The organism is Nonomuraea sp. NPDC059007, from assembly GCF_042740555.1.
GTDB lineage: Bacteria > Actinomycetota > Actinomycetes > Streptosporangiales > Streptosporangiaceae > Nonomuraea.
The window spans coordinates 1-20,372 of sequence record NZ_JBHYJD010000038.1 but is presented as its reverse complement, the minus strand read 5'-3'; the positions used below and the strand labels follow the sequence as shown (position 1 = coordinate 20,372).

The 20,372-nt window shown below is 69.1% G+C and carries 19 protein-coding genes; 11 read left to right on the top strand and 8 right to left on the bottom strand.

All coding sequences use genetic code 11. From position 1 onward, the window contains the following. Positions 1–59: 59 nt before the first annotated feature. Genes ACFWY5_RS42165 through ACFWY5_RS42155 form a run of 3 tightly spaced genes read left to right on the top strand, consistent with a single transcriptional unit; the run spans position 60 to position 3,553 of the window. Positions 60–1,121: a CapA family protein gene (locus ACFWY5_RS42165; protein ID WP_379638196.1), complete on the top strand. Its 1,062-nt coding sequence runs from the start codon at positions 60–62 to the stop codon at positions 1,119–1,121. A 10-nt stretch (positions 1,122–1,131) separates the two neighbouring features. After that, complete coding sequence (locus ACFWY5_RS42160; RefSeq protein WP_379638195.1) at positions 1,132–2,853, top strand: SDR family oxidoreductase; 1,722 nt, start codon at positions 1,132–1,134, stop codon at positions 2,851–2,853. Positions 2,854–2,884: 31 nt separating this feature from the next. Beyond that, positions 2,885–3,553 carry a TetR family transcriptional regulator gene (locus tag ACFWY5_RS42155; protein ID WP_379611362.1) on the top strand — a complete coding sequence of 223 codons (669 nt, stop codon included), beginning with the start codon at positions 2,885–2,887 and terminating at the stop codon, positions 3,551–3,553. Positions 3,554–3,743: 190 nt separating this feature from the next. On the opposite strand, the gene ACFWY5_RS42150 is transcribed toward ACFWY5_RS42155, so the two are convergent. Continuing rightward, entirely contained in the window at positions 3,744–4,085 is a 342-nt protein-coding gene (locus ACFWY5_RS42150; protein WP_379638194.1) for a hypothetical protein, read from the bottom strand. A gap of 160 nt (positions 4,086–4,245) precedes the next feature. On the opposite strand from ACFWY5_RS42150, the gene ACFWY5_RS42145 reads away from it, so the two are divergent. Then, on the top strand, positions 4,246–4,776 hold the full coding sequence (locus ACFWY5_RS42145) for a tetratricopeptide repeat protein (RefSeq protein ID WP_379611360.1): 531 nt from the start codon (positions 4,246–4,248) through the stop codon (positions 4,774–4,776). Positions 4,777–5,866: 1,090 nt separating this feature from the next. Here ACFWY5_RS42145 and ACFWY5_RS42140 read toward each other — a convergent pair. Then, the gene (locus ACFWY5_RS42140) at positions 5,867–6,082 is read right to left on the bottom strand and encodes a DUF397 domain-containing protein (RefSeq protein ID WP_184958714.1); all 216 of its coding nucleotides are present in this window, start codon (positions 6,080–6,082) and stop codon (positions 5,867–5,869) included. A 67-nt stretch (positions 6,083–6,149) separates the two neighbouring features. Then, positions 6,150–7,010 carry a helix-turn-helix domain-containing protein gene (locus ACFWY5_RS42135; protein WP_379611359.1) on the bottom strand — a complete coding sequence of 287 codons (861 nt, stop codon included), beginning with the start codon at positions 7,008–7,010 and terminating at the stop codon, positions 6,150–6,152. An 849-nt stretch (positions 7,011–7,859) separates the two neighbouring features. On the opposite strand from ACFWY5_RS42135, the gene ACFWY5_RS42130 reads away from it, so the two are divergent. From ACFWY5_RS42130 to ACFWY5_RS42110, 5 genes are all read left to right on the top strand, one after another. Next, positions 7,860–8,510, top strand: a complete 651-nt coding sequence (locus tag ACFWY5_RS42130) for a hypothetical protein (protein ID WP_379638193.1) — start codon at positions 7,860–7,862, stop codon at positions 8,508–8,510. 158 nt (positions 8,511–8,668) lie between these two features. After that, positions 8,669–10,855, top strand: coding sequence for a molybdopterin-dependent oxidoreductase (locus tag ACFWY5_RS42125; protein ID WP_379638192.1), 2,187 nt, complete (start codon positions 8,669–8,671; stop codon positions 10,853–10,855). A 1-nt stretch (position 10,856) separates the two neighbouring features. Continuing rightward, entirely contained in the window at positions 10,857–11,468 is a 612-nt protein-coding gene (locus ACFWY5_RS42120; RefSeq protein WP_379611356.1) for an HD family hydrolase, read from the top strand. A 63-nt stretch (positions 11,469–11,531) separates the two neighbouring features. Beyond that, complete coding sequence (locus tag ACFWY5_RS42115) at positions 11,532–12,407, top strand: Rieske 2Fe-2S domain-containing protein (RefSeq protein ID WP_379638191.1); 876 nt, start codon at positions 11,532–11,534, stop codon at positions 12,405–12,407. Positions 12,408–12,440: 33 nt separating this feature from the next. Next, positions 12,441–13,202, top strand: coding sequence for a nucleoside-diphosphate sugar epimerase (locus tag ACFWY5_RS42110; protein WP_379638190.1), 762 nt, complete (start codon positions 12,441–12,443; stop codon positions 13,200–13,202). Here ACFWY5_RS42110 and ACFWY5_RS42105 read toward each other — a convergent pair. The 4 genes from ACFWY5_RS42105 to ACFWY5_RS42090 form a co-directional block, all read right to left on the bottom strand. Next, positions 13,181–13,411 (bottom strand): hypothetical protein, encoded by a 231-nt coding sequence (locus tag ACFWY5_RS42105; RefSeq protein ID WP_184958722.1) that lies wholly within the window; start codon positions 13,409–13,411, stop codon positions 13,181–13,183. The two genes, ACFWY5_RS42110 and ACFWY5_RS42105, sit on opposite strands and share 22 nt — an antisense overlap. Before the next feature lie 30 nt (positions 13,412–13,441). Beyond that, positions 13,442–14,197, bottom strand: a complete 756-nt coding sequence (locus ACFWY5_RS42100) for a sulfite exporter TauE/SafE family protein (protein ID WP_379611353.1) — start codon at positions 14,195–14,197, stop codon at positions 13,442–13,444. 56 nt (positions 14,198–14,253) lie between these two features. After that, on the bottom strand, positions 14,254–15,168 hold the full coding sequence (locus tag ACFWY5_RS42095; RefSeq protein WP_379611352.1) for an SPFH domain-containing protein: 915 nt from the start codon (positions 15,166–15,168) through the stop codon (positions 14,254–14,256). Between the two features lie 88 nt (positions 15,169–15,256). Further along, entirely contained in the window at positions 15,257–16,045 is a 789-nt protein-coding gene (locus tag ACFWY5_RS42090; RefSeq protein ID WP_379611351.1) for an ABC transporter ATP-binding protein, read from the bottom strand. Positions 16,046–16,131: 86 nt separating this feature from the next. On the opposite strand from ACFWY5_RS42090, the gene ACFWY5_RS42085 reads away from it, so the two are divergent. Continuing rightward, positions 16,132–16,854 (top strand): hypothetical protein, encoded by a 723-nt coding sequence (locus ACFWY5_RS42085; RefSeq protein ID WP_379638189.1) that lies wholly within the window; start codon positions 16,132–16,134, stop codon positions 16,852–16,854. Here the strand turns inward: ACFWY5_RS42085 and ACFWY5_RS42080 are convergent. Continuing rightward, positions 16,841–19,234, bottom strand: a complete 2,394-nt coding sequence (locus tag ACFWY5_RS42080) for a protein kinase (RefSeq protein WP_379638188.1) — start codon at positions 19,232–19,234, stop codon at positions 16,841–16,843. The two genes, ACFWY5_RS42085 and ACFWY5_RS42080, sit on opposite strands and share 14 nt — an antisense overlap. A 79-nt stretch (positions 19,235–19,313) precedes the next feature. Here ACFWY5_RS42080 and ACFWY5_RS42075 point away from each other — a divergent pair, with 79 nt between their 5' ends. Continuing rightward, the gene (locus tag ACFWY5_RS42075) at positions 19,314–19,955 is read left to right on the top strand and encodes a hypothetical protein (protein WP_379638187.1); all 642 of its coding nucleotides are present in this window, start codon (positions 19,314–19,316) and stop codon (positions 19,953–19,955) included. The last annotated feature ends 417 nt before the right edge of the window (positions 19,956–20,372 follow it).

Below are 20,372 nucleotides of genomic sequence, written 5' to 3'. Positions count from 1 at the left end.
CATGCTCAATCCCTGAAGTGTGGGATCTAGGAGAAGTAGCCATAGATGAGACGCCGTAGATGAGACACAGCCCTGCCCTCCTGGCATTAGCCGTAGCCGTCACCTTGGCCGCATGCTCCGCAGCCCAGTCGGAGCCGGATAAGTCCCCCGCGCGTAAGTCGATGCCGACCTCCCCCGAGGTGCCGACCAAGACCCCCGTCGAGCGGGAGCCGTACACGATCTCCTTCGGTGGGGACGTGCACTTCGAGGGCGTCTTACGCGCCCGGCTGGACGGCAACCCGCGCACCGCGTTCGGCCCGATCGCCAAGGTGCTGAGCCGCGCCGACCTGGCCATGGTCAACCTGGAGACGGCGATCACGACCGGCGGGACGAAGGCGCCGGGCAAGCAGTTCACCTTCCGGGCGCCGATCACCGCGTTCTCCGCGCTGAAGGCGGCCGGGATCGACGTGGTCAGCATGGCCAACAACCACGGCATGGACTACATGCAGACCGGCCTGGCCGACTCGCTGGCCGCGATCAAGCGCTCCAAGTACCCGGTCGTGGGCATCGGCAGGAACGAGGACGCCGCCTACAAGCCCTGGCGTACCACGGTGAACGGCAACCGCGTCTCGATCATCGGCGCCACCCAGGTGCTGGACGCCGAGTTCATCCAGGCCTGGACCGCCACCGACACCCAGGGCGGCCTGGCCTCGGCCAAGAACGAGGAACGGCTGATCCAGGAGGTCAGGAAGGCCCGCCGTACCTCCGACACCGTGATCGTCTACCTCCACTGGGGCACCGAGCGCATGACCTGCCCGAACCCGGCGCAGCGCTCCCTGGCCCCCAAACTGGCCAAGGCCGGCGCGGACGTCATCGTCGGCGGCCACGCCCACGTCCTGCTCGGCAGCGGCTACCTCGGCCGGTCCTACGTCAACTACGGCCTCGGCAACTTCCTCTGGTACGGCAACAGCCCCAGCGGCGTCCTCACCCTGACGATCAACGGCCGCAAGGTCATCAAGGACCAGTGGACCCCCGCCGGCATCCAGGGCGGCACCCCCATCCCCCTGACCGGCACCGCCCGCACCCAGGCCGTCACGAGCTGGAAGGCGCTCCGCTCTTGCACAGGACTGTCCGCCCGTTAATCATTGGACCGTGCGTCTAATACTGTCTGGCGATGTACGGCTCGCGCTCTTCGAGGAAGGCGAGCGGGACAACCCCACGATCCTGCTCGTCCACGGCTACCCGGACACCCACCGCGTCTGGGACGAGGTCGCCGGGCTGCTCAGCGATCGCTACCACGTGGTCCGCTACGACGTGCGCGGCGCCGGGCAGTCCGGCGCGCCGTACGACCGGCGGCACTACTCCTTCGACCACCTGGCCGCCGACCTCGGCGCGGTGCTCGACGAGATCGGCAAGCCGCGGGTCCATCTGGTCGGGCACGACTGGGGCTCGCTGCAGTGCTGGGAGGCGATCGGCCGCCCCGGCATCCGCGAGCGAGCCGCCTCCTTCACCACCTTCGGCGGCCCCGGCCTCGACCAGGCCGCCCACTTCCTGCGCTACGGCGGCCGCCGCGAGGTCGCCGGCCAGCTCGCCAGGTCCTGGTACATCGGCGCCTTCCAGCTCCCCGTCCTGCCCGAACTGGCCTGGCGCGGCCCGCTGCCCCGCGCGCTGGACCGTTCGATGCGGCTGGCCGAGGGCATCGAGCCGAGACAGGGGCACCCGGCCGACACCCTGAAGCGCGACGGCCGCAACGGCCTGGGCCTCTACCGCCAGAACTTCTTCACCCGCCTGCGCGCCCCCGCCGACCCCGGCGTCGAGGTGCCGGTCCAGCTCATCGAGACCAGCCGTGACATCTTCGTCTCGCCCAAACTGCTGGCGTCGATGCGCCAGTGGGCGCCGGAGTTCTGGCACCGCAGGCTGGCGGCCGGGCACTGGGCGCAGCGCAGCCACCCCGAGGCCGTGGCCAGGATGATCGCCGAGTTCGCCGCGCACGTCGACGGCGGCGCCTCGACCCGCTCGCTGCGCCGCGACCGCGTGCGCGAGGGCCGCCGCGCCTACCAGGACCGCCTCGTCGTGATCACCGGCGCCGGCAGCGGCATCGGGCGGGCGACCGCGCGCGCCTTCGCCGCGCACGGCGCCGAGGTGGTCTGCGCCGACCTCGACCGCGAGGCGGCCGTGCGGGTCGCGGAGGACATCGGCAAAGATTTCCGGCGTACGGCTCACGCCGTCCAACTCGATGTCGCCTCAACCACGGCCATGGAGGAGTTCGCCGGAAATATCGCGGAACAGTATGGCGTGCCGGATGTGGTGGTGAACAATGCCGGAATCGCGGTGGCCGGGCCGTTCCTTGACCATTCCCTCGACGATTGGCGGCGCACGCTCGACGTGAATCTCTGGGGCGTCATTCACGGCTGCCGGCTCTTCGCCCGCCAGATGGTCGAACGCGGCGAGGGCGGCCACATCGTCAACATCGCCTCGCTGGCCGCCTTCGTGGCGACGCGAGAACTGCCGGCGTACTCGACTTCCAAGGCGGCGGTGAAGATGCTCGGCGACTGCCTGCGGGCCGAGCTGGCCGGCCACGGCATCGGCGTGACCACTGTCTGCCCCGGATTCGTGTCCACGGCCATCGCCCGCAACGCCACCTATGTCGGGTCCGACCTGCGGGAGCTGGCCGAGCTGGGGCTCCAGCGGCGTGGGTATCCGCCGGAGCGGGTGGCGGCGCACATCCTGCGGGCCGTACACCGAAATGAGGCTGTTGTCCCGGTCAATGCGGAGGGGAAAATCGGATATGCGATGTCGCGGATCTCGCCCTCGGCGATGCGGGCTTTCGCCCGGTTATCCGGTGTCGTGAGAAATCCCGTCGTTGGACGGTAACGATCGCCCGCTTCGGGGGAAGATGGATTTCGTGTCCACCCCCGAAATTGACGACGACGACTGTTCGCAGCCCCAGCCGCTGCGCCGTAAGCCCACCCAGCGACGAAGCACACGCCGGGTGGAGCGGATGCTCGACGCGTGCGCGGCGCTGCTCGACGAGATCGGCTACGAAGCGCTCTCGACCACCCGCATCGCCGAACGCGCCGGAGTCGCGATCGGCTCGGTCTACCAGTTCTTCCCCGACAAGCGGGCCATCACCCAGGAGCTGACCAGGCGCAACGTGGAGCAGTTCGTCTCCAGGGTGGGCCGCAGGTTCATGGAGGAGGACTACCGCGGCTGGTGGGAGGCGGTCGACGCGATCATCGACGAGTACGTCGACATGCACAGGACCGTTCCAGGCTTCAAAAGCCTGCACTTCGGTGACGCCGTCGACCTCAACCTGCTCGACGTCGACATCGACAACAACGCGGTCATCGCCGGACGGCTGCGCGGCCTCCTGCTCAACGAGTACGGCCTGGCCGACAGCGACGAACTGGACATCGGGGTACTGGTGGCGGTGGAGGCCGGAGACGCGGTGCTCAAGCTGGCCTTCCGCCGCGACCCCAAGGGGTCACCGGAGCTGATCGACGCGGCCAAGCAGATGGTCCGCGGGTACCTCTCCCGCCAGCTCCGCCACCTGTCACCACAGAGCGACAGTTAACTCACCGCCCGAATCCCTTCGGAGCGGTCCCACCCTCAGAGCCGCTCAGGAGCCCTCGCCCTTCGTGGCCGCTCACTCCCCGACCAGGAGCCTTCCCCTTCGGGCCGGCCCACCCTTTTCAGTGAGCCGTCACCCCGCGTCTTCGGCGACGTTCACCCTCTCGGGGCTGCTCCTGAGTGGCCGGGGTGGGTCACTCGGGGAGCCACGCGGGCGGCGGTACCACGGGCTGGCGTTCGCGCTTTCTCGGCTTGAAGTCGGGCTTGTACTCCGGGGCCGGGACGAACGCCGCCGGGGCGGGCTGCTCGCGGATCGGCCTGGCAGGCTGGACCTCGCACGGCGCCGGGTAGGAGACCGGTCTGGTCTCGCGGGCGAGCCGGGCGTTCAGCCGCGCCTCCTGGGCGTGCAGCTTACGCTCGGCCGCCTCGATCGACTCGACGCGGGCGGACAGGTAGCCGGCGGCTCCGGGGATGAGCGCGGACAGCACCACCGCACACGCCAGCGAGAAGGTCACCTGCTTGGACAAGCCCATCACAGCCCCCTCCGTCGCGGTTCGCGCGACGGCTATATGCCCTGCCGCCTGGGACAACACGCGGACTGTGACCAGAGTTGTACCAGGCGTTACTCAATCTGTGCGTGTCTCGCCCTGCGTATTGCCCAGCAAAGACACCGGGTCGCTCGGTAGTCTCGGCGGTGTGGCGTATGTGACCCGTGAGCACCTTGATCGCCTGCTGGAGCGGGCCCTCCTGGCAGACGACCACAGCTCGCTGGCCAGGCAGCTCGACGATCTCGCCCATGAGTACTCCGAGGGCGACGTCTCCCGAGCGTCCATCCTGGTCCTTGCGGCTGAGGAGTGGCGCGCGGCCGGTCAGCCGGCGCGCGCGATGGACTGTTTTCAGCGCGCGCTGGAAGACGGCGGCGAGGCCAGTATCGATCCGCGCGCCGGGATCGCCGACACGCTCTTCGAACTGGAGCGTCCCGACGAGGCCCGCGAGATCATCGAAGCCCTGCGCGCCGAGCCGGCGATCCAGCCGGCCACCGCCCACAACATCGCCGAAACCCTGGTGGCCTATGGCGACCTGAGGGGCGGCCTGGAGTGGGCGACGCAGGCGGTGCTGTCGTGCGACAAGGACGACCCAGAACACGTCGCCCTCCTCCGCACGCGCTACCGCATCAGGGTCGACCTGGGCCTCCCAGAAGACGACCTGGACGCCCTGGTGTCCTAACCAGAGCGACGCCCTCCCTCCCCGGTAGCCCCCGGCACCGGCTCCGGCCGTGCCCAGCCGCTCGCCTCCGGGCACGGCGGGCTGCCCCCAAACCACAGACCGCACATCAGAACCTCGGGGCGGCGGCACGACGTGGATGCACCGGCGCCACATGGGCACATCGACCCGGCCCAACGGACGCCAGGAGACCGCCGTCAGGAGCCCGCGCGTCCGCCGGACGGCGTCAGGCGGTGGAGGCCGCGGTAGCCGGACGGCGCCAGAGACGCGGCAGCGGGAGCGCGTCAGGCGGCGGCGTGGTGTTCGGCGTGGGCGCACTGGCGCTACACGGCTCCCGGCTCTCGCGGCACGGTCCTCCGCGGCACGGCCAATCGCGGCACGGGCCCTGTGGTGAGCGAGGCGGCGCGCTGGCATGCGGTTCCGTGTGGCGGCGGTGTGGCGCTTTCGTGCGGCTCCGTGTGGCTGCGTGGCGCTCTCACGTGGCGCGGGGGCCTCGGGCGGTGACGCCGTCGGTGGCGAGGTGTCGGCTCGCGGAGGTGGCCATCCCTGGCAAGGCAGGGCGCGGCTCTGGCAACGCGATCCCCATGAGACAGGCAAACGGTGGCCCCGGCAGGGTGGCCTGGGTCAGGGCTTGTGGGGGGTCGGTGGGGTTGTGGGGTGGCGGGGAGCCTGGGGTGGTCTCGGGGGTGGGTGGCGGTGCAGGACGGAGGAGCGCGCAGATGTCATGGGTGAGCCCGCGTTCGTCACGAGGGGGTACGCGAGGACGTGCGACGGCGCGCAGGCTCGCGAGCGAGGGATGAGGCAAGAAGATGAGGGGTTGGAGCGCCACGATGTGGGGCTCGGGCCGCGTACGTGTTTCCTCGCCTGCCACCAGGGCGCGGGCATGGTGGCGGCGGTCAGGGGTTCGCGTGGCCATCCGGGTGGAAGCTTGGCAACAGATCACCAGCACCCATTGCCAGAGATGACCTTGGTTGTGCCATGATTGTCTTCGTCTTCGTGCAGGGCTGGTCGGAGACAACGAATGGGCTGGTCAGAGCCCTTATCGGAGCGGTCCTGTAAGTTGTGGTCAGCAACGTGCACGGGCCGCTCTGATCTATGCGCCTACGGCGAGCGTGTCGATGTCGAATTCGCCGGCACGGACACCGAGGGTGAAGGCGTCCCACTCCTCGGGAGTGAAGACCAGGACCGGTCCGTCCTGCTCCTTGCTGTCCCTCAGCGCGACGTTTCCGTCGGCCAGGCGAGCGAATTCAACACACGCGGAATTGCCGTTGCAGAAACGGCTCTTCCGCCAGGCGGGCGTGACGTCCATTGGTTGTTCCTTATCCTGAATAGCGCTTCAACAGCCCCTTTGGTGTTGATTGCGCTTCTGAGTGGCCCTACCGCCACTGCATGATCTTGCGTTGGACCAGTACCCGAGATTCGTCCTCGGACAGGGCCGTGGCTCGAAGATGCTCAAATGCCTGCTCGTAGTCAGCCACAAGGTCCAGCGCCTCCACGAAGCGGGCCCCGTAGAGCAGCTCCAAGTAAACAGCATCGTCGAGGTCCACGAACTTCAGATGGACGAAGGCACCGGTGTTGACCGGATGCTCGCCGTCCAAGGGCAGCACCTGAACGTTCACGTGAGGAAGCAGGGACATCTCCAGGAGGTGTCCGAGCTGCTCACGCATCACCGAGGGCTCACCGAAACGCCGCGTGAGCACGGATTCGTCCAGCACGACGGAGACCTCGGCCGGATCGGATCTGTGCAGGACACGCTGCTGCCGGTCGAGGCGGGCCTCGACACGGCTGCGGACACCGCTGTGCGTGATGCGCGCGATGCCCCGGGTCGCCAGGATGACCTCCCTGGCGTAGTCCTCGGTCTGCAGCAGGCCCGGCACCAGCTGGGGTTCCCAGCCGCGATGAGCGGTGGCCTCTGCTTCCAGCCCCAGGAATGTCGTGTATTCCGAGGGCAGGGCGTCCTCGTAATCCTCCCACCAGCCGCGCTGGTCGGCATCCCTTAGGAGCCCCAGCAGTTCGTCGAGTTTCTCATCGTCGACCTTGAACAACCGGGCCATCGCCTCGATGTCCTCGGTGCTTGGCATGGTCTTGGAGGACTCGATCCTCGACACCTTGCTGGGCGACCAGCCGAGACGCTCGGCGGTCTTGGCCCCGGTCAGCTTTCGGCGCTCACGAAGTAGGCGCAGCTCCTGGCCTAGCCTGAGCCTGCGGACAGTCGGGCTGCCCTGCTCTGATGGCACCGTCCACTCTCCTCATCGGGAATGAAGGTGTAGCGGTAAAGGACCGTTTGGAGCCCGGGTTTCTGGGCCGTTCACCCAATCTTACACTGCAACTTGCACGTGTAGTGCCACTTGGGCTTGCTCAAAGAGTTCCACGGGAGGACGGTGGAGGCAAGAACCTTCGCTGGCGCTCCCCGGAGTGCACCTGATAGGCCCCTGACAGTTCTGATGCAAGTTGCACCGCAAGCCGGGAAGCAAGATGCGAAGAAATGTAAATCTTCTCTTGCTTAGAGTATTGCAGCAAGCACGGCCCGGGAGGACGATCAGGCCAGGAGGAGATGACGAGGGAAAAGGGAGGCCGAACATGGACATACGGCCGCACACCCCGCATCTCCCGCTGAACGCGTGCGGCCAAGGCCGCTCCACCGGCAACGTCGCCGTCCCGGATACGTGCAACAACACCAGGGAGGCCGTTTGCCGGAAGGACACCGAACGCAAGTAGCGCCGCGTCGTAGCTCGTTCGAGCACAGAAATGCCGGACCGAAGCTGACCGCCAACCCGCCGCTCAAGGGCTGCCACCCTGCGACGACCCGGCTGCAGCACTCGGCCCGGCGAAAGAAGCCACCTCGAGTAATGCCGCGAAAGGGGTCTTCTATGTACTCACAAGGTACCAAGGGCCTGAGCCGAATCAAGTCCCGGATCCAGGAACTCATCGCGTGGGCCGACCGGGAAATCTGTATGGAGCCAGACGAATTCGCCCACCGGCGAGGCTGGACCGTGGCACGGACCGGATTCGGCGCACGTTGCTACCGCGACCCACGCTTCGACCAGCTCAAGGTCACGGCCAAAGTTCCAGAGGAGGTGTCCTAGATGTCCCCCAGGAACCCCAGGAACCAGATCTACCCGGGAGTCGAGGACCTGCCTCCGGCCGGTCGCACCGGCATCCTCACCGCCCTGTGGCGCATCCGCACCGAGCTCCTGCTGATCGGCGCGCTCGCCCTGTTCGTCCTGGCGGTGGTCGCCGCCACGCAGGACGGCGTCTGGCTCCCCTTCATCATGCTGAGCAGCGCGGTCTCCGTTCCGGCCGCCACCCGTTACGGGCGCGGCTGGTTCGTCGGCCACTTCTGGTGCCTGGTCACCCGGCACCGCCTGCAGCGGACCTGCCTGGAGACCACCATGCACACCAGGTCGGGCCGCATCCCCCTGGTCCTGTGGATCACGCCGACCGTCACCGGCGAGAAGGCGCTCATCATGACCAGGGCCGGCATCTCCGCCGAGGAGTTCGAGGCCTACGCCGAGGAGATCGCGGCGGCCTGCTGGGCACGCAGCTCGCGGGTCTTCCGGCACCGCAAGTGGGCCAGCCTGCTCATCGTGGAGACCGTACGCAGAGACGGGGTCGAGGGCGCCGCCTCCCCTGGACTGGACCGTTTCTACGGCCGCAGGGCCTGGGTCAGCCTCAGGCCCGACGTCGAGGAGCCGCCTGATCTTCCCAAGACGCTCCTCCTGCCCCTCGTGGGCTGAAACACCAAGCAAGCCCCGGAGACCGCGGGGGCTCCGGGGCTTCCGCCCCACAAAGCCCACCCAGGGTTTTGTGGGGCTTTCGCGGTCACGAGTTGGGGTCTTCACGACGGGACGGCAAAAGGTCAAGATGAGTCTGGATAGCGAACTCAGGAGTTCTCATGACGACCGTGCACCGTACCTGCCCGCTCTGCGAAGCCGTCTGCGGCCTGACCCTGACCCTCGACGACGGCGGGCACGTGACGAGCGTGCGCGGTGACAAGGAGGATCCGTTCAGCAAGGGTTTCATCTGCCCCAAGGGCGCGAGCCTGGGCAAGCTGGACGAGGACCCGGACCGGCTGACCCGGCCGCTGGTCCGTGAGGGTGAGCTGTGGCGGGAGGTCGGCTGGGACGAGGCGTTCGCGGCGGTTCAGGAGGGTTTCTCCAGGGTCACCGAGACGCACGGGCGCGAGGCGTTCGGCGTCTACCTGGGCAACCCCAACGCCCACACGATGGCCGGAGCCCTCTACGCCGCGCCGATGATCCGGGCGCTCGGCACCCGCAACGTCTTCTCCGCCAGCACCGCCGACCAGATGCCCAAGCACGTGGCAAGCGGGCTGATGTTCGGCCACCCGCTCAGCATCCCGGTGCCCGACCTCGACCGCACCGACTACCTGCTCATGCTCGGCGCCAACCCCCTCGACTCCAACGGCTCCCTCTGCACCGCCCCCGACTTCCCGGGGCGCCTCAAGGCGTTGCGCGGGCGCAGCGGCCGCCTGGTCGTCGTCGACCCGCGCCACACCAGGACGGCGGCGCTGGCCGACGAGCACGTGTTCATCCGCCCTGGCACCGACGCCTACCTGCTGTTCGGCATCGTCCACACGCTGCTGGCCGAGGGCCTGACCGACGTGCGGCAGGAGATCAACGGGCTGGCCGAGCTCACGCAGGCGGCCAAGCACTTCGCCCCCGACGTGGTGGCCCACCGCACGGGCGTTCCCGCCGAGGTGATCGTACGGCTGGCCCGCGAGCTGGCCGGAGCCCCCACGGCCGCGGTCTACGCGCGCATCGGCACGTGCACGGCCGAGTTCGGCACGCTGGCCCAATGGCTGGTGGACGTGGTCAACGTGCTGACCGGCAACCTCGACCGGCCGGGCGGCGTCATGTTCCCGATGCCGGCCACGGAGGGCGGGCGGCGGCGCAAGCCGTACCAGACGGGAAGGTGGCGCAGTCGCGTCAGAGACCTGCCGGAGGCGAACGGCGAGCTGCCCGTCGCGACGCTCGCTGACGAGATCGAGACGCCGGGGCAGGGCCAGATCCGCTGCATGGTGACGGTGGCCGGCAACCCGGTGCTGTCCGCGCCGAACGGCGGGCGGCTGGACGGGGCGCTGGGCGAGCTGGCGTTCATGGTGAGCGTCGATCCGTATCTGAACGAGACGACCAGGCACGCGCACGTCATCCTGCCGCCGCCGAGGGTGCTGCAGGCGGGGCACTACGACTTCGCGCTGCTCGGGTTCGCGGTGCGCAACTACACGCGTTACTCGCGGCCGCTGCTGCCGCTGGCCGACCGGCCCTCCGAGGGCATGATCCTGGCAAGGCTGGCGGTGATCGCCTCGGGGCTGGACGGGGATCTGGACGCGTTCATCATCGGGCAGACGTTGGAGAAGGCGGTCTCCACGCCGGGCTCCGGCGTGGAGGGCAGGGACGCCGGCGAGCTGGCGGCGCTGCTCGACGGCGAGTCCGGCGCCGAGCGGCGGCTGGACATGATGCTGCGGCTCGGCCCCTACGGCGAGTGGTCCGGGCGCGGCGAGCTGTCGCTGCGCAAGCTGCTCGACAACCCGCACGGCCTGGACCTCGGTCCGCTGGAGCCCCGGCTGCCCGAGTTGCTGACGACCGCGTCGGGGCGGGTCGAGCTGGCGCCGCCGCAGCTCATCGACGACGTGGAACGGCTGCGCGACGGCCTGGGCGACGAGCCGCCGGGCTTCCTGCTGATCGGGCGCCGGCACCTGCGCTCGAACAACAGCTGGATGCACAACGTCGCGCCGCTGGTCGGCGGGAGCAACCGGTGCACGCTGCAGATCAACCCGGCGGACGTGGACCGGCTGGGCCTGGACGGCTACGCCACGGTGAGGTCGTCGACCGGTGAGCTGACCGTGCCGCTGGAGCCGACCGACTCGATCATGCCGGGCGTCGTGAGCCTGCCGCACGGCTGGGGGCACGCGGGCAGCGCACAGAGCGTGGCGGCCGAGCACCCGGGAGTGAGCGCGAACACGCTCACCGACGAGTCCACCGTGGATTTGCCGTCCGGAAACGCAGTGTTCAACGGGGTTCCGGTCACGATTTTGCCAACCGGTGTGATCACCGCACATTAGGGTGTCGCGCGTGACTATCGCGCCAGAAGAGGACCGCCTGAACGCCCAGATCGCCTTCGCCGTCGAGATCGACAAGTTGAAGCGGGTGATCCGCCGCAACCATCTCATGGATGGTTCGCGGAGGGAGAACGACGCAGAGCACTCCTGGTATGTCGGACTCCTGGCCATGATCTTGGGAGAGCACGCCCCGGCGGGCACCGACATCCAGCGCGTGGTCGCGATGCTGCTCGTCCATGACCTGGTCGAGATCGACGCTGGTGACACCTTCATCTACGACGCCGAGGCGGTGGCGGCGCAGGCCGGCGCCGAGCGGGCCGCCGCCGACAGGATCTTCTCCATGCTGCCGGGTGAGCAGGGCGCGGAGATGCGGGCGCTGTGGGAGGAGTTCGAGGCCAGGCAGACGGTGGAGTCGCGCTTCGCCAAGGCGCTCGACCGGTTCGCGCCGATCCTGGCCAACCATCACACCGAGGGCGGCACCTGGCCGCTGTTCAAGGTGAAGGCGTCGCAGGTGCGGGAGAAGGTGCGCATCATCGAGGAGGGCTCGGCCTCGCTGGGCGTGTACGCGCTGGAGTTGGTGGAGCTCTCGGTGGCCAGAGGGCACCTGTCCGAGTGACCGGCCCATGCCCGGGGTAGGGCACTTGTCGTGAAAGAGACAGTACGCGCGAGACGTCGGCACTTGCGGCGTTTCGTGGGGCCGGTCGACCTGGCCGACCGGCTGGAGAAGACCAGAGCCCTGGACGAGCCGATCCGGGTGCTGGCCAAGACCGTACGCGAGAAGGTCCGCCCCGGGCGGCTGCGCGATCTGCTGCACGGCGTGCCCACGGGCAAGCCGCTGCACCCTCCGCTGGCCACGGTGACGCTCGGCTGCTGGCTGTCGGCGAGCGTCCTGGACGTGGCCGGCGCCGACCGGCGGGCGGTCCGGCTGCTGCTGGCGGCCGGCATCGCGGGCGCGGTGCCGACCGCGGCGGCGGGGCTCACCGACTGGTCCTCGCTGCATCGGGAGCAGCAGCGGGTCGGGTTCGTGCATCTGCTGGCCAACGTCGGCGCGCTCGGGTTGTTCTCCGCCTCGCTGCTGGCCAGGCTGCGCGGCCACGATCGCGGCGGGCGGGTCCTGTCGTTCCTGGGGCTGGGTGCGGCGGGCGTGGGCGGCTATCTCGGCGGCCATCTGGCCTACCGGCAGGCGGCGGGCGCCAACCACGCGCCGCAGGTCTCCCACCTGGTACCGCTCGGCTGGCACGACCTCTGCCTGCTCAAGGACCTGCCGAGCGGGCGGCCGGTCGCGCGCCGGCTCGGCTACATCCAGCTGTTCGTGCTGCGCACCGGCGAGTCGGTGACCGTGCTGGCCGACCGCTGCCCGCACCTGGCCGGGCCGCTGCACCAGGGCCGCCTGGTCGTGGAGGACGGCGAGGCCTGCGTGGTCTGCCCCTGGCACGGCAGTACCTTCCGCCTCGGCGACGGCACGGTCAAGCACGGCCCGGCCACCGCCCCCGCGCCCACGTTCGAGACCCGGATCAGGCGTGACGGGACCATCCAGGTACGCCCGGGAGGTTGACGTAAAGCTTACTTGAGGTTCTACCGTCGATCCATGTGCGAGATTCTGGTGACCGGGGCCTCCGGCGACATCGGCCGGCACGTGTTCGCCTCGCTGAGCGCGGCGGGCGTGCCCGTGCGGGGGCTGTCCGGGAAGGACATCGACCTGCTCGATCCGGTAAGCCTCGACGGGGTGGAGACGGTGTTCCTCGAGTGGCCCGCTCTGAACGCTCAGCGGGCGGCCCCGGTGATCGAGCTGATCGCCAGGCACGCGCGGCGCGTGGTCTTTCTCTCGACCCACACACACGGCTTCCACGCCGACATCGAGCGGCTGATCGAGCATTCCGGGCCCTCATGGACCTTCCTACAGACCAGCGGGCTGGCGACCGGCACCCTGGCCATGGCCGATCAGGTGCGGAACGGGGTGGTACGCCGGCCGTACGGGATGGCCAGGAGGTCCTTGATCCACGAGAAGGACGTGGCGGCGGTCGCCACGCACGTGCTGGCCTCGGCCGGGCACGGCGGCGTACGTTACGCGCTCAGCGGGCCCGAGGCGCTCACCCAGGTCGAGCAGGTGCGCATCCTCGGCGAGGCGGTGGGCAGGGAGGTGCGGTGGGAGGATCTGGCGCCCGAACTGGCGCGGCCGGAACTGCTGAGGGCCTGGGGGGACGAGGCGTACGTGGACGCGGAACTCAAGGCCTTGAGCGAGTTCGCGGACTCACCGGAGCCGGTCACCAACACCGTGCGGGTGCTGACCGGCCGGGAGCCGCGGTCGTTCCGGGAGTGGGCGCGCGATCACGCGGACGCCTTCCGCTGATCGGCGGGGTGCTCGACCAGGGCGAGGATGCGGCTGGACATGAACCGGGCGGTGCGTACGGCACTGCCGCTCCTGGTCACCTCGCTGACTTCGACCAGACCTCGGCGGGTGGCCACCTCGACCCTGCGGCCGGCGCGGGTGGCCTTGACTTCGTAGGTTCGCGGGGTTCCCCCGGCGTCGATGACGATCTCTACCCAGTCACCCTTCATGTATGGATTTATACCCAGAAAGACCTATTTTTATCCGTACACTAGTTTGATAATCGCCGCGATTCCGACGCAGACGATGATGCCGCGCAGCACCGGAGCGGGGATCTTCCTGCCGACCTTGGCGCCGACGTAGCCGCCGATCGTGGCGCCCACGGCGATTCCGGCCACGGCCCACCAGTCGACCTCCGCCACCAGGATGAACAGCACGGCGGCGGCGCCGTTCACGATCAGGGACAGGACGTTCTTGGCGGCGTTGACCCGCTGCAGGCCGTCGGTGAGGAAGCTGCCGAGCAGGCCGATGAGCAGCACGCCCTGGGCGGCGCCGAAATAGCCGCCGTAGACGCCCGCGCCCAGCACGCCCAGCCACAGGACGACGCCGCCGTCGGGGTGCGCGTGCTCACGCCGGGCCGACAGCCAGCCGTTCAGCTTGGGCTGGATGACGACGAGCACGCAGGCCAGCCCGATCAGGATCGGCACCACGACCTGGAAGACGTCCGGGTCCAGCCAGAGCAGCAGCAGGCCGCCGGCGAGCGAGCCGATCAGCGAGGCCGTGCCCAGCTTGACCAGCCGCTCACGCTGCCCGGACAGCTCGGCGCGGTAGCCGTAGGCGCCGGTGAACGAGCCCGGCACCAGGCCGATGCTGTTGGAGACGTTGGCCACGACCGGGTCCACGCCTACCGCCACCAGCGCGGGGAAGGTGATCAGCGACCCCGACCCCACCACCGCGTTGATGGCTCCGGCCCCGACCCCGGCCGCGCACACCGCGGCCACCTCCCACGGCGTCACTGCCCCTCCTCGCTCAGAACTCGTTTCCCGAGCTTAGAGACCTGGGAGATATCTCTTTACGCCGGGTCCTTCGGCGGGCCGAACAGGCCGCCGAGGCCCTCGATCACCTTGCCCATCTCCGACGGCACGATCCACAACTTGTTGGCGTCGCCCTTGGCGATCTCGGGAAGCATCTGCAGGTACTGGTAGGCCAGCAGCCGCTGGTCCGGATTGCCCTCGTGGATGGCCTTGAACACCATGCCGATCGCGTCGGCCTGGCCCTTGGCCCGCATCGCCTGCGCCTCGGCGTCGGCCTGCGCGCGCAGCACGGCCGCCTCCGCCTCGCCGCGCGCCCGCAGCACCGCCGCCTGCTTCTCGCCCTCGGCGGTCAGGATCGCCGCCTGCCGCTGGCCTTCGGCGGTCAGTACGGCGGCGCGCTTGTCACGGTCGGCGCGCATCTGCTTCTCCATCGAGTCCTGGATGGAGGAGGGAGGGTCGATCGCCTTGAGCTCGACCCGGTTGACCCGGATGCCCCACTTTCCGGTGGCCTCGTCGAGCACGCCGCGCAGCTCGGTGTTGATCTCCTCGCGGGAGGTCAGCGTGCTTTCGAGGTCCATGCCGCCGACCACGTTCCTGAGTGTGGTGACGGTGAGCTGCTCGACGGCGACGATGAAGTTGGCGATCTCGTAGGTGGCCGCCTTGGGGTTGGTCACCTGGAAGTAGATGACGGTGTCGATGGAGACGACCAGATTGTCGGAGGTGATCACCGGCTGGGGCGGGAAGGAGACCACCTGCTCGCGCAGGTCGATCTCGTCCCTGATCCGGTCGATGAACGGCATCACGAGGTTGAGTCCCGGGCCGAGCGTGCGGTGATAGCGGCCGAGCCGTTCGACGATCGCCGCGGTCGCCTGCCCGATGATCCGGACCGTCCGGTACAGAGCCAGCCCCACCAGGACGACCACGACAAGGATGACGATGAGCTCCGTGGCCATGGCACGCTCCGGAAAGTCGTGGGGGTCCCGACCACGGAGATCCTATTTGGTTTTGTACGGAGGCGGTCGGTAACCGCACAAATACGATCTAGTGCGCTCTCGCATACCAGCGGCCCTCGGCGCTGCGGTCCAGCGACAGCGGCACGCCGAAGGTGCGGGAGAGGTTGTCGGCGGTCATGACCACGTCGAGTGGCCCCTGCGCCACCACCGAGCCGTGCTTCAGCAGCAACCCGTGCGTGAACCCGCTCGGCACCTCCTCGACGTGGTGCGTGACCAGCACCAGGGTCGGCGAGCGCCGGTCCCCGGCCAGCAGCGACAACCGGCGCACCAGGTCCTCGCGCCCGCCCAGGTCGAGCCCTGCGGCCGGCTCGTCGAGCAGCAGCATCTCGGGGTCCGGCATCAGCGCGCGGGCGATCTGCACCCGCTTGCGCTCGCCTTCCGACAACGTGCCGAACCTGCGCCTGATCAGATGGGCGGCGCCCATCATGTCGATCAGCTCGACCGCGCGGGTGACGTCGTTGGAGTCGTACTCCTCCGTCCAGCGGCCGAGGATCGCGTACGACGCGGTCAGCACCAGGTCGATGACCTTCTCCTCGGCCGGGATGCGCTCGGCCAGCGCCGCGCTGGCCAGCCCGATCCGCGGACGCAGGTCGAAGACGTCGGCCTGCCCCAGCCGCTCGCCCAGAACCTCGACCAGACCTTCACTCGGAAACAGCAGCGTCGCCGCCACCTGCAGCAGCGTGGTCTTGCCCGCGCCGTTCGGCCCGATGACCACCCAGCGCTCGTCCTCGTTGACCGTCCAGTCGATGCCACGCAGGAGAGCCGCGCCGTCGCGTCTGACGGCGACATCCTGTAGCCGCAGCACCTGACCGCCCATCCCCGATACCTCCTCGCGCCCGATTGTCCCGGTTGCCGGAACGCACGGGACAAACCTATTGCAGGGCGAGCACATATCGTGGATCAGTGCGCGCTGAATCACCTGTCTCCCCCGCACTCGTGGCCTGGGGCAACGCCTGGCTGGCCGGTCACGTGGGCCTCGACGAGGCCGCCGACCAGGTGGAGTCCGTCGCAGGACCCACGTTGATCGCCACCGTCCCCCTCCGTGTGCACCTCGCCGACCTGCGCTCGCAAGGTCTCCATGAGGTACGGCTGGCCCTCCCGGCCCCCGGCGACCCGCTGGGGCTGTCGGGGCCGCCCGACTTCAACGCCGCCGCGGTGGACGCCGGGCAGGCGGCGATAGCCGTACTCGCCGAGCGGAACATCGGCCTGGTACCGGAGCCCGACCTGCGCGGTTCCTCCTACCAGGGCACCGCGTTCACGGTGCACCCGGCCGGACCGGTCCGCGCCGACCTGCCCTCCGTGGCCGAGGCGGAACGCGATCTGGCCGAGGCCATCCGGGCCGCCACCGAGGCGCTCACCTCGGTCGAAGGGCCGGGCCAGGCCCATCCCGGCCAGTTGGAGCGCGCGGGCGGCGAGCTCGCGCCCGGCTATCCGGGCCGCGCCCACCGCGTGTCCGCGCTGGCCGCGCGGCTGGCGGTGATGCTCCGGCTGGCCGACGAGGGCCTCGGGCTGACCTCCGCGCAGATGGCGACCAGGTCCGCGGCCCTGCGTCAGCTCGACCACGCGGTACGGCGGGCCACCGTGGCCGCCCACCACGCGATCTTCGAGCCGATCAGGAACCCGTGAGCTTCCAGAACCGGATCTGCTTGTCCTTGCCGGCGGTGACGATGGCCGGCCTGCCCGACATCGTCACCACGGCGACCAGCAGGACGCCCTTCTGGTGGGCCTTCACCGGCTTGCCGAGCGGCTTGCGGGTCTTGGGATCCCACAGCCGCATCGTGCCGTCGGTACTACCCGAGACCAGCACCACCCGCTCGCCGACCACGCCGAACGACAGCGAGTAGACGATCTTCTTGTGCCCGGTCATCGGCTTGCCGATGGACTTGCCGGTCTTCGGGTCCCAGAGGCGGATCTTGTTGTCCTTGCCGCCGGAGGCCACGACCGGGCGGCCGTCCAGCGCGCCCATCGCGATCGAGTAGACGCCCTTGGTGTGCCCCTTGTACGGCTTGCCGTACTTCTTGCGCTTGGCCAGATCCCACAGCCGCAGCGTCCTGTCCTCGCCGGCCGAGACCGCGACCACGCGTTCGCCGACGCGGCCCACGCCCAGCCAGTTGACCGATCGGGAGTGGGCGCGGACGGTCTTGCCGACCTGCTTCTTCTTGCCCAGGTCCCAGAACTTCAGCATGCCGTTCGCGTCGCCGCTCACCGCGACCCACTTGCCGCCCGCCTTGCCGACCGCGACCGCGTAGACGGAGTCGCCGTGGTAGCCGAGGACCTTGCCCTTGCGGGTCTTGAGGTTCCAGAGGCGGACCGTACCGTCGTACCCACCGGAGACGGCCATCGGCGTCTTGCCCATGGTCAGGCAGGCGACGGCGTACACCTCCTGGCTGTGGCCCTTCAGCCTGGCCACGTGCTTGTGGTCCTTGGCGTTCCAGATCCGCACCTGGCCGTCCTGGCCGCCGGAGACGAGCATCAGCTTGCCGGAGATGGTGATCGCGGAGACGGTCTGGACGGCTTTGGAGTGGCCCTTGAGCGGCTTGCCGTCCTGTTTGCCCAGGGCCGGGGGCTGGACGACCACCTGGGGCGGTGGCGGCGTGGGAGTCGGTGTCGGGGTTGGGGTTGGGGTGGGCGTCGGGGTGATCGAGGTGGTGACGCCCGCGACGCTCTGTTTGTCCGGCTCGCCCTCGCCGGAGGTGAACATCCTCGGCACCACGACCAGCAGCGTCGCGCTCAAGGCCAGGGCGACGACCAGGGCGGCGGTGACCAGGCCGGCGCGTCTGCGCTGGGGTGGGCCCGGGTTCTGGGGGACGCCCTTGAAGAACGCGTCGTTGTCGCCGGGAGGCTGCGGCGGGCTTGGGTGCTGCGGAGTCGGGGGGTGCGGGGCCTGGGGGTGTGGGGCCGGGGTCGGTTGCGCGGCTGGTTGTGCGTACGGCCGGCCGTACGCACCGGAAGGGTTGGCCCATCCGGTCGGCGCCACGGGCGGCGGGAACCCCGAAGGACCTTGGGCCGGGCCCTGCGCCGGGTGGGCCGGGGGGATGGAGGGCGGGTCGGCGGCGACCTGGGAGCCCGTGGTCATCGCCACGTCGGCGTCGCGCTCCGGGATGGGGCCCTGGTTCTCCAGGAGGGCGAAGAGGGTGTCGGCGGCCGTCGGGCGTTCGTCGGCGCGCTTGCTGAGGCAGGATCGGACGATCGTGCGGAGGTTGTCGGGAAGGGCGGAGAGGTCGGCTTCCTCGTTCATCACCCGGTAGATGACGGCGGGCAGACTGTCCTGGCCGAACGCGGGCCGCCCGGTGGCCGCGAAGGTCATCGTCAGGGCCCAGCTGAACATGTCGCCGGCCGGTCCCACGCGCTCGCCGGAGATCTGCTCGGGCGACATGTACGCGGGCGTGCCCACGACCCCGCTGCTGATCGTGATCGCCGAGTCCAGCGCCCTGGCGATGCCGAAGTCGATCACCCGGGGACCGTCGCTGCCGATGAGCACGTTGCTGGGCTTGAAGTCGCGGTGGACGATGCCGGCCCGGTGGATGGCGGCCAGCGCGGTGACGGTGCCGACGGCCAGCCGGTAGAGCGCGCCGCCCTGACGCGGCCCCTCGGTCTGGACGACCCGCTGCAGCGAGACGCCGTCGACCAGCTCGGAGACGATGTACGGCCATTCGCCGTCCATGTTCGCCCCGATGACCTGCGCGGTGCAGAACTGCGCGACGCGGCGGGCGGCGGCCACCTCGCGCATGAACCGCTCGCCGTCGATGCCCGGACGGTCGAGCCGGGTGTTGAGCAGTTTGATGGCGACCATCTGCCCGTCGGGGCCCTGGCCTTGGAAAACGATTCCCTGCGCGCCCTTGCCCACCCGGCCTAAGAGCCGATAGTTCCCCAGCGATACAGGATCACCCTGCTGTAAGGGGTGCAAATCCGGCACGTATCCCTCCCCCTTACGCAGAAACCCCCAAGACAAGCCTGGCCAGCAACCCCAAACCCGCGCAAGCACCGCCAGATCACGAAAGATCATCACTCTTTGTGGGATATTTGCCCTCGGCAATAATCAGCTGAAGAATCTGGGATTTCCAGCACCGTAGGGGGAGCCGCATATGCGCAAGTCTCTCAGCATGCTCTTAGGCGCGAGCCTGGCCGTCACCGGATTGACCGCCATACCCGCCCAGGCAACCACAGAAGCCACCATTGTTTCCCAAACCGCCCGCGCGCCGTACTCGAACTTCAAGGTCAGCGTCAAATACAGCACCCGCACCAAGCGCGGCGGAAGGATCCTCTACAAGATCAAGGCCAAGAACACCGGCCCCCACTACGCCGACTACTTCTGGGTCGGCGGCATGGTCCCCAAGGGCGTCGTGCCGACGCTGCGGTGGAGCGCCGCCAAGGGCACCAAGTGCAACTGGGAAGGCCGGTACTTCTGGTGCTGGGGCCGCTACGCCCTCGAAGTCGGCGACTCCGAATGGCTCAACTTCCAGGTGACGCTCAAGAAGAACACCAAGGGCACCGCCGTGGCCAAGCTCGGCGTGATCGCCTTCGATGTGCCGCTGGGCGCGGAGAACATCGACGAGGAAGAGCTCGAGCGCATCGGCATCAAGGGCTGGAAGTGGCTCAAGACCGCCAAGACCAAGATCGTCTGGCCGCCCAAGCGCCCCACCCGCGGCTGGACGCCTCCGCCGGTGGTCAAGGACTACAACCCGCCCGTGGTGCACGAAGAGTCCAACAAGAAGAAAGACACATAAAGACCTTTAAGGGCGTCACCTTCCTTTACGGCAAGCCGACCGAGCCGCCACCCGCCGACCATGGCCGGCGGCCTCCAGGAAGACGCCACTAGACCCGCACGGGGCCGGGCGCCGCAACGGCGCCCGGTCACCGGGCACGGGGCTCAGTTGGACCGGCTTCTGCCGCCCGCGGGCTTGGAGGCGCGCAACAGGCGAAACGCCGGATAGATGCGCGGGTGCGGCGGCGACAGCCAGCCGGGGAGTCAGGGCGGGCCTGGCACCAACGAGGAAGTCGGCGCGGGTCCGGCGCGACGGGCGATCGGGTGGTTGGGGCTGGGATCAGGCTAGATCGCTGATGTGAAATTCCGTGATCGGCTGCGGGCATGACGAAGGGCGTCCATGGTCGGTGTGTGAAGACAGACTTAGACGCCCTTCTGA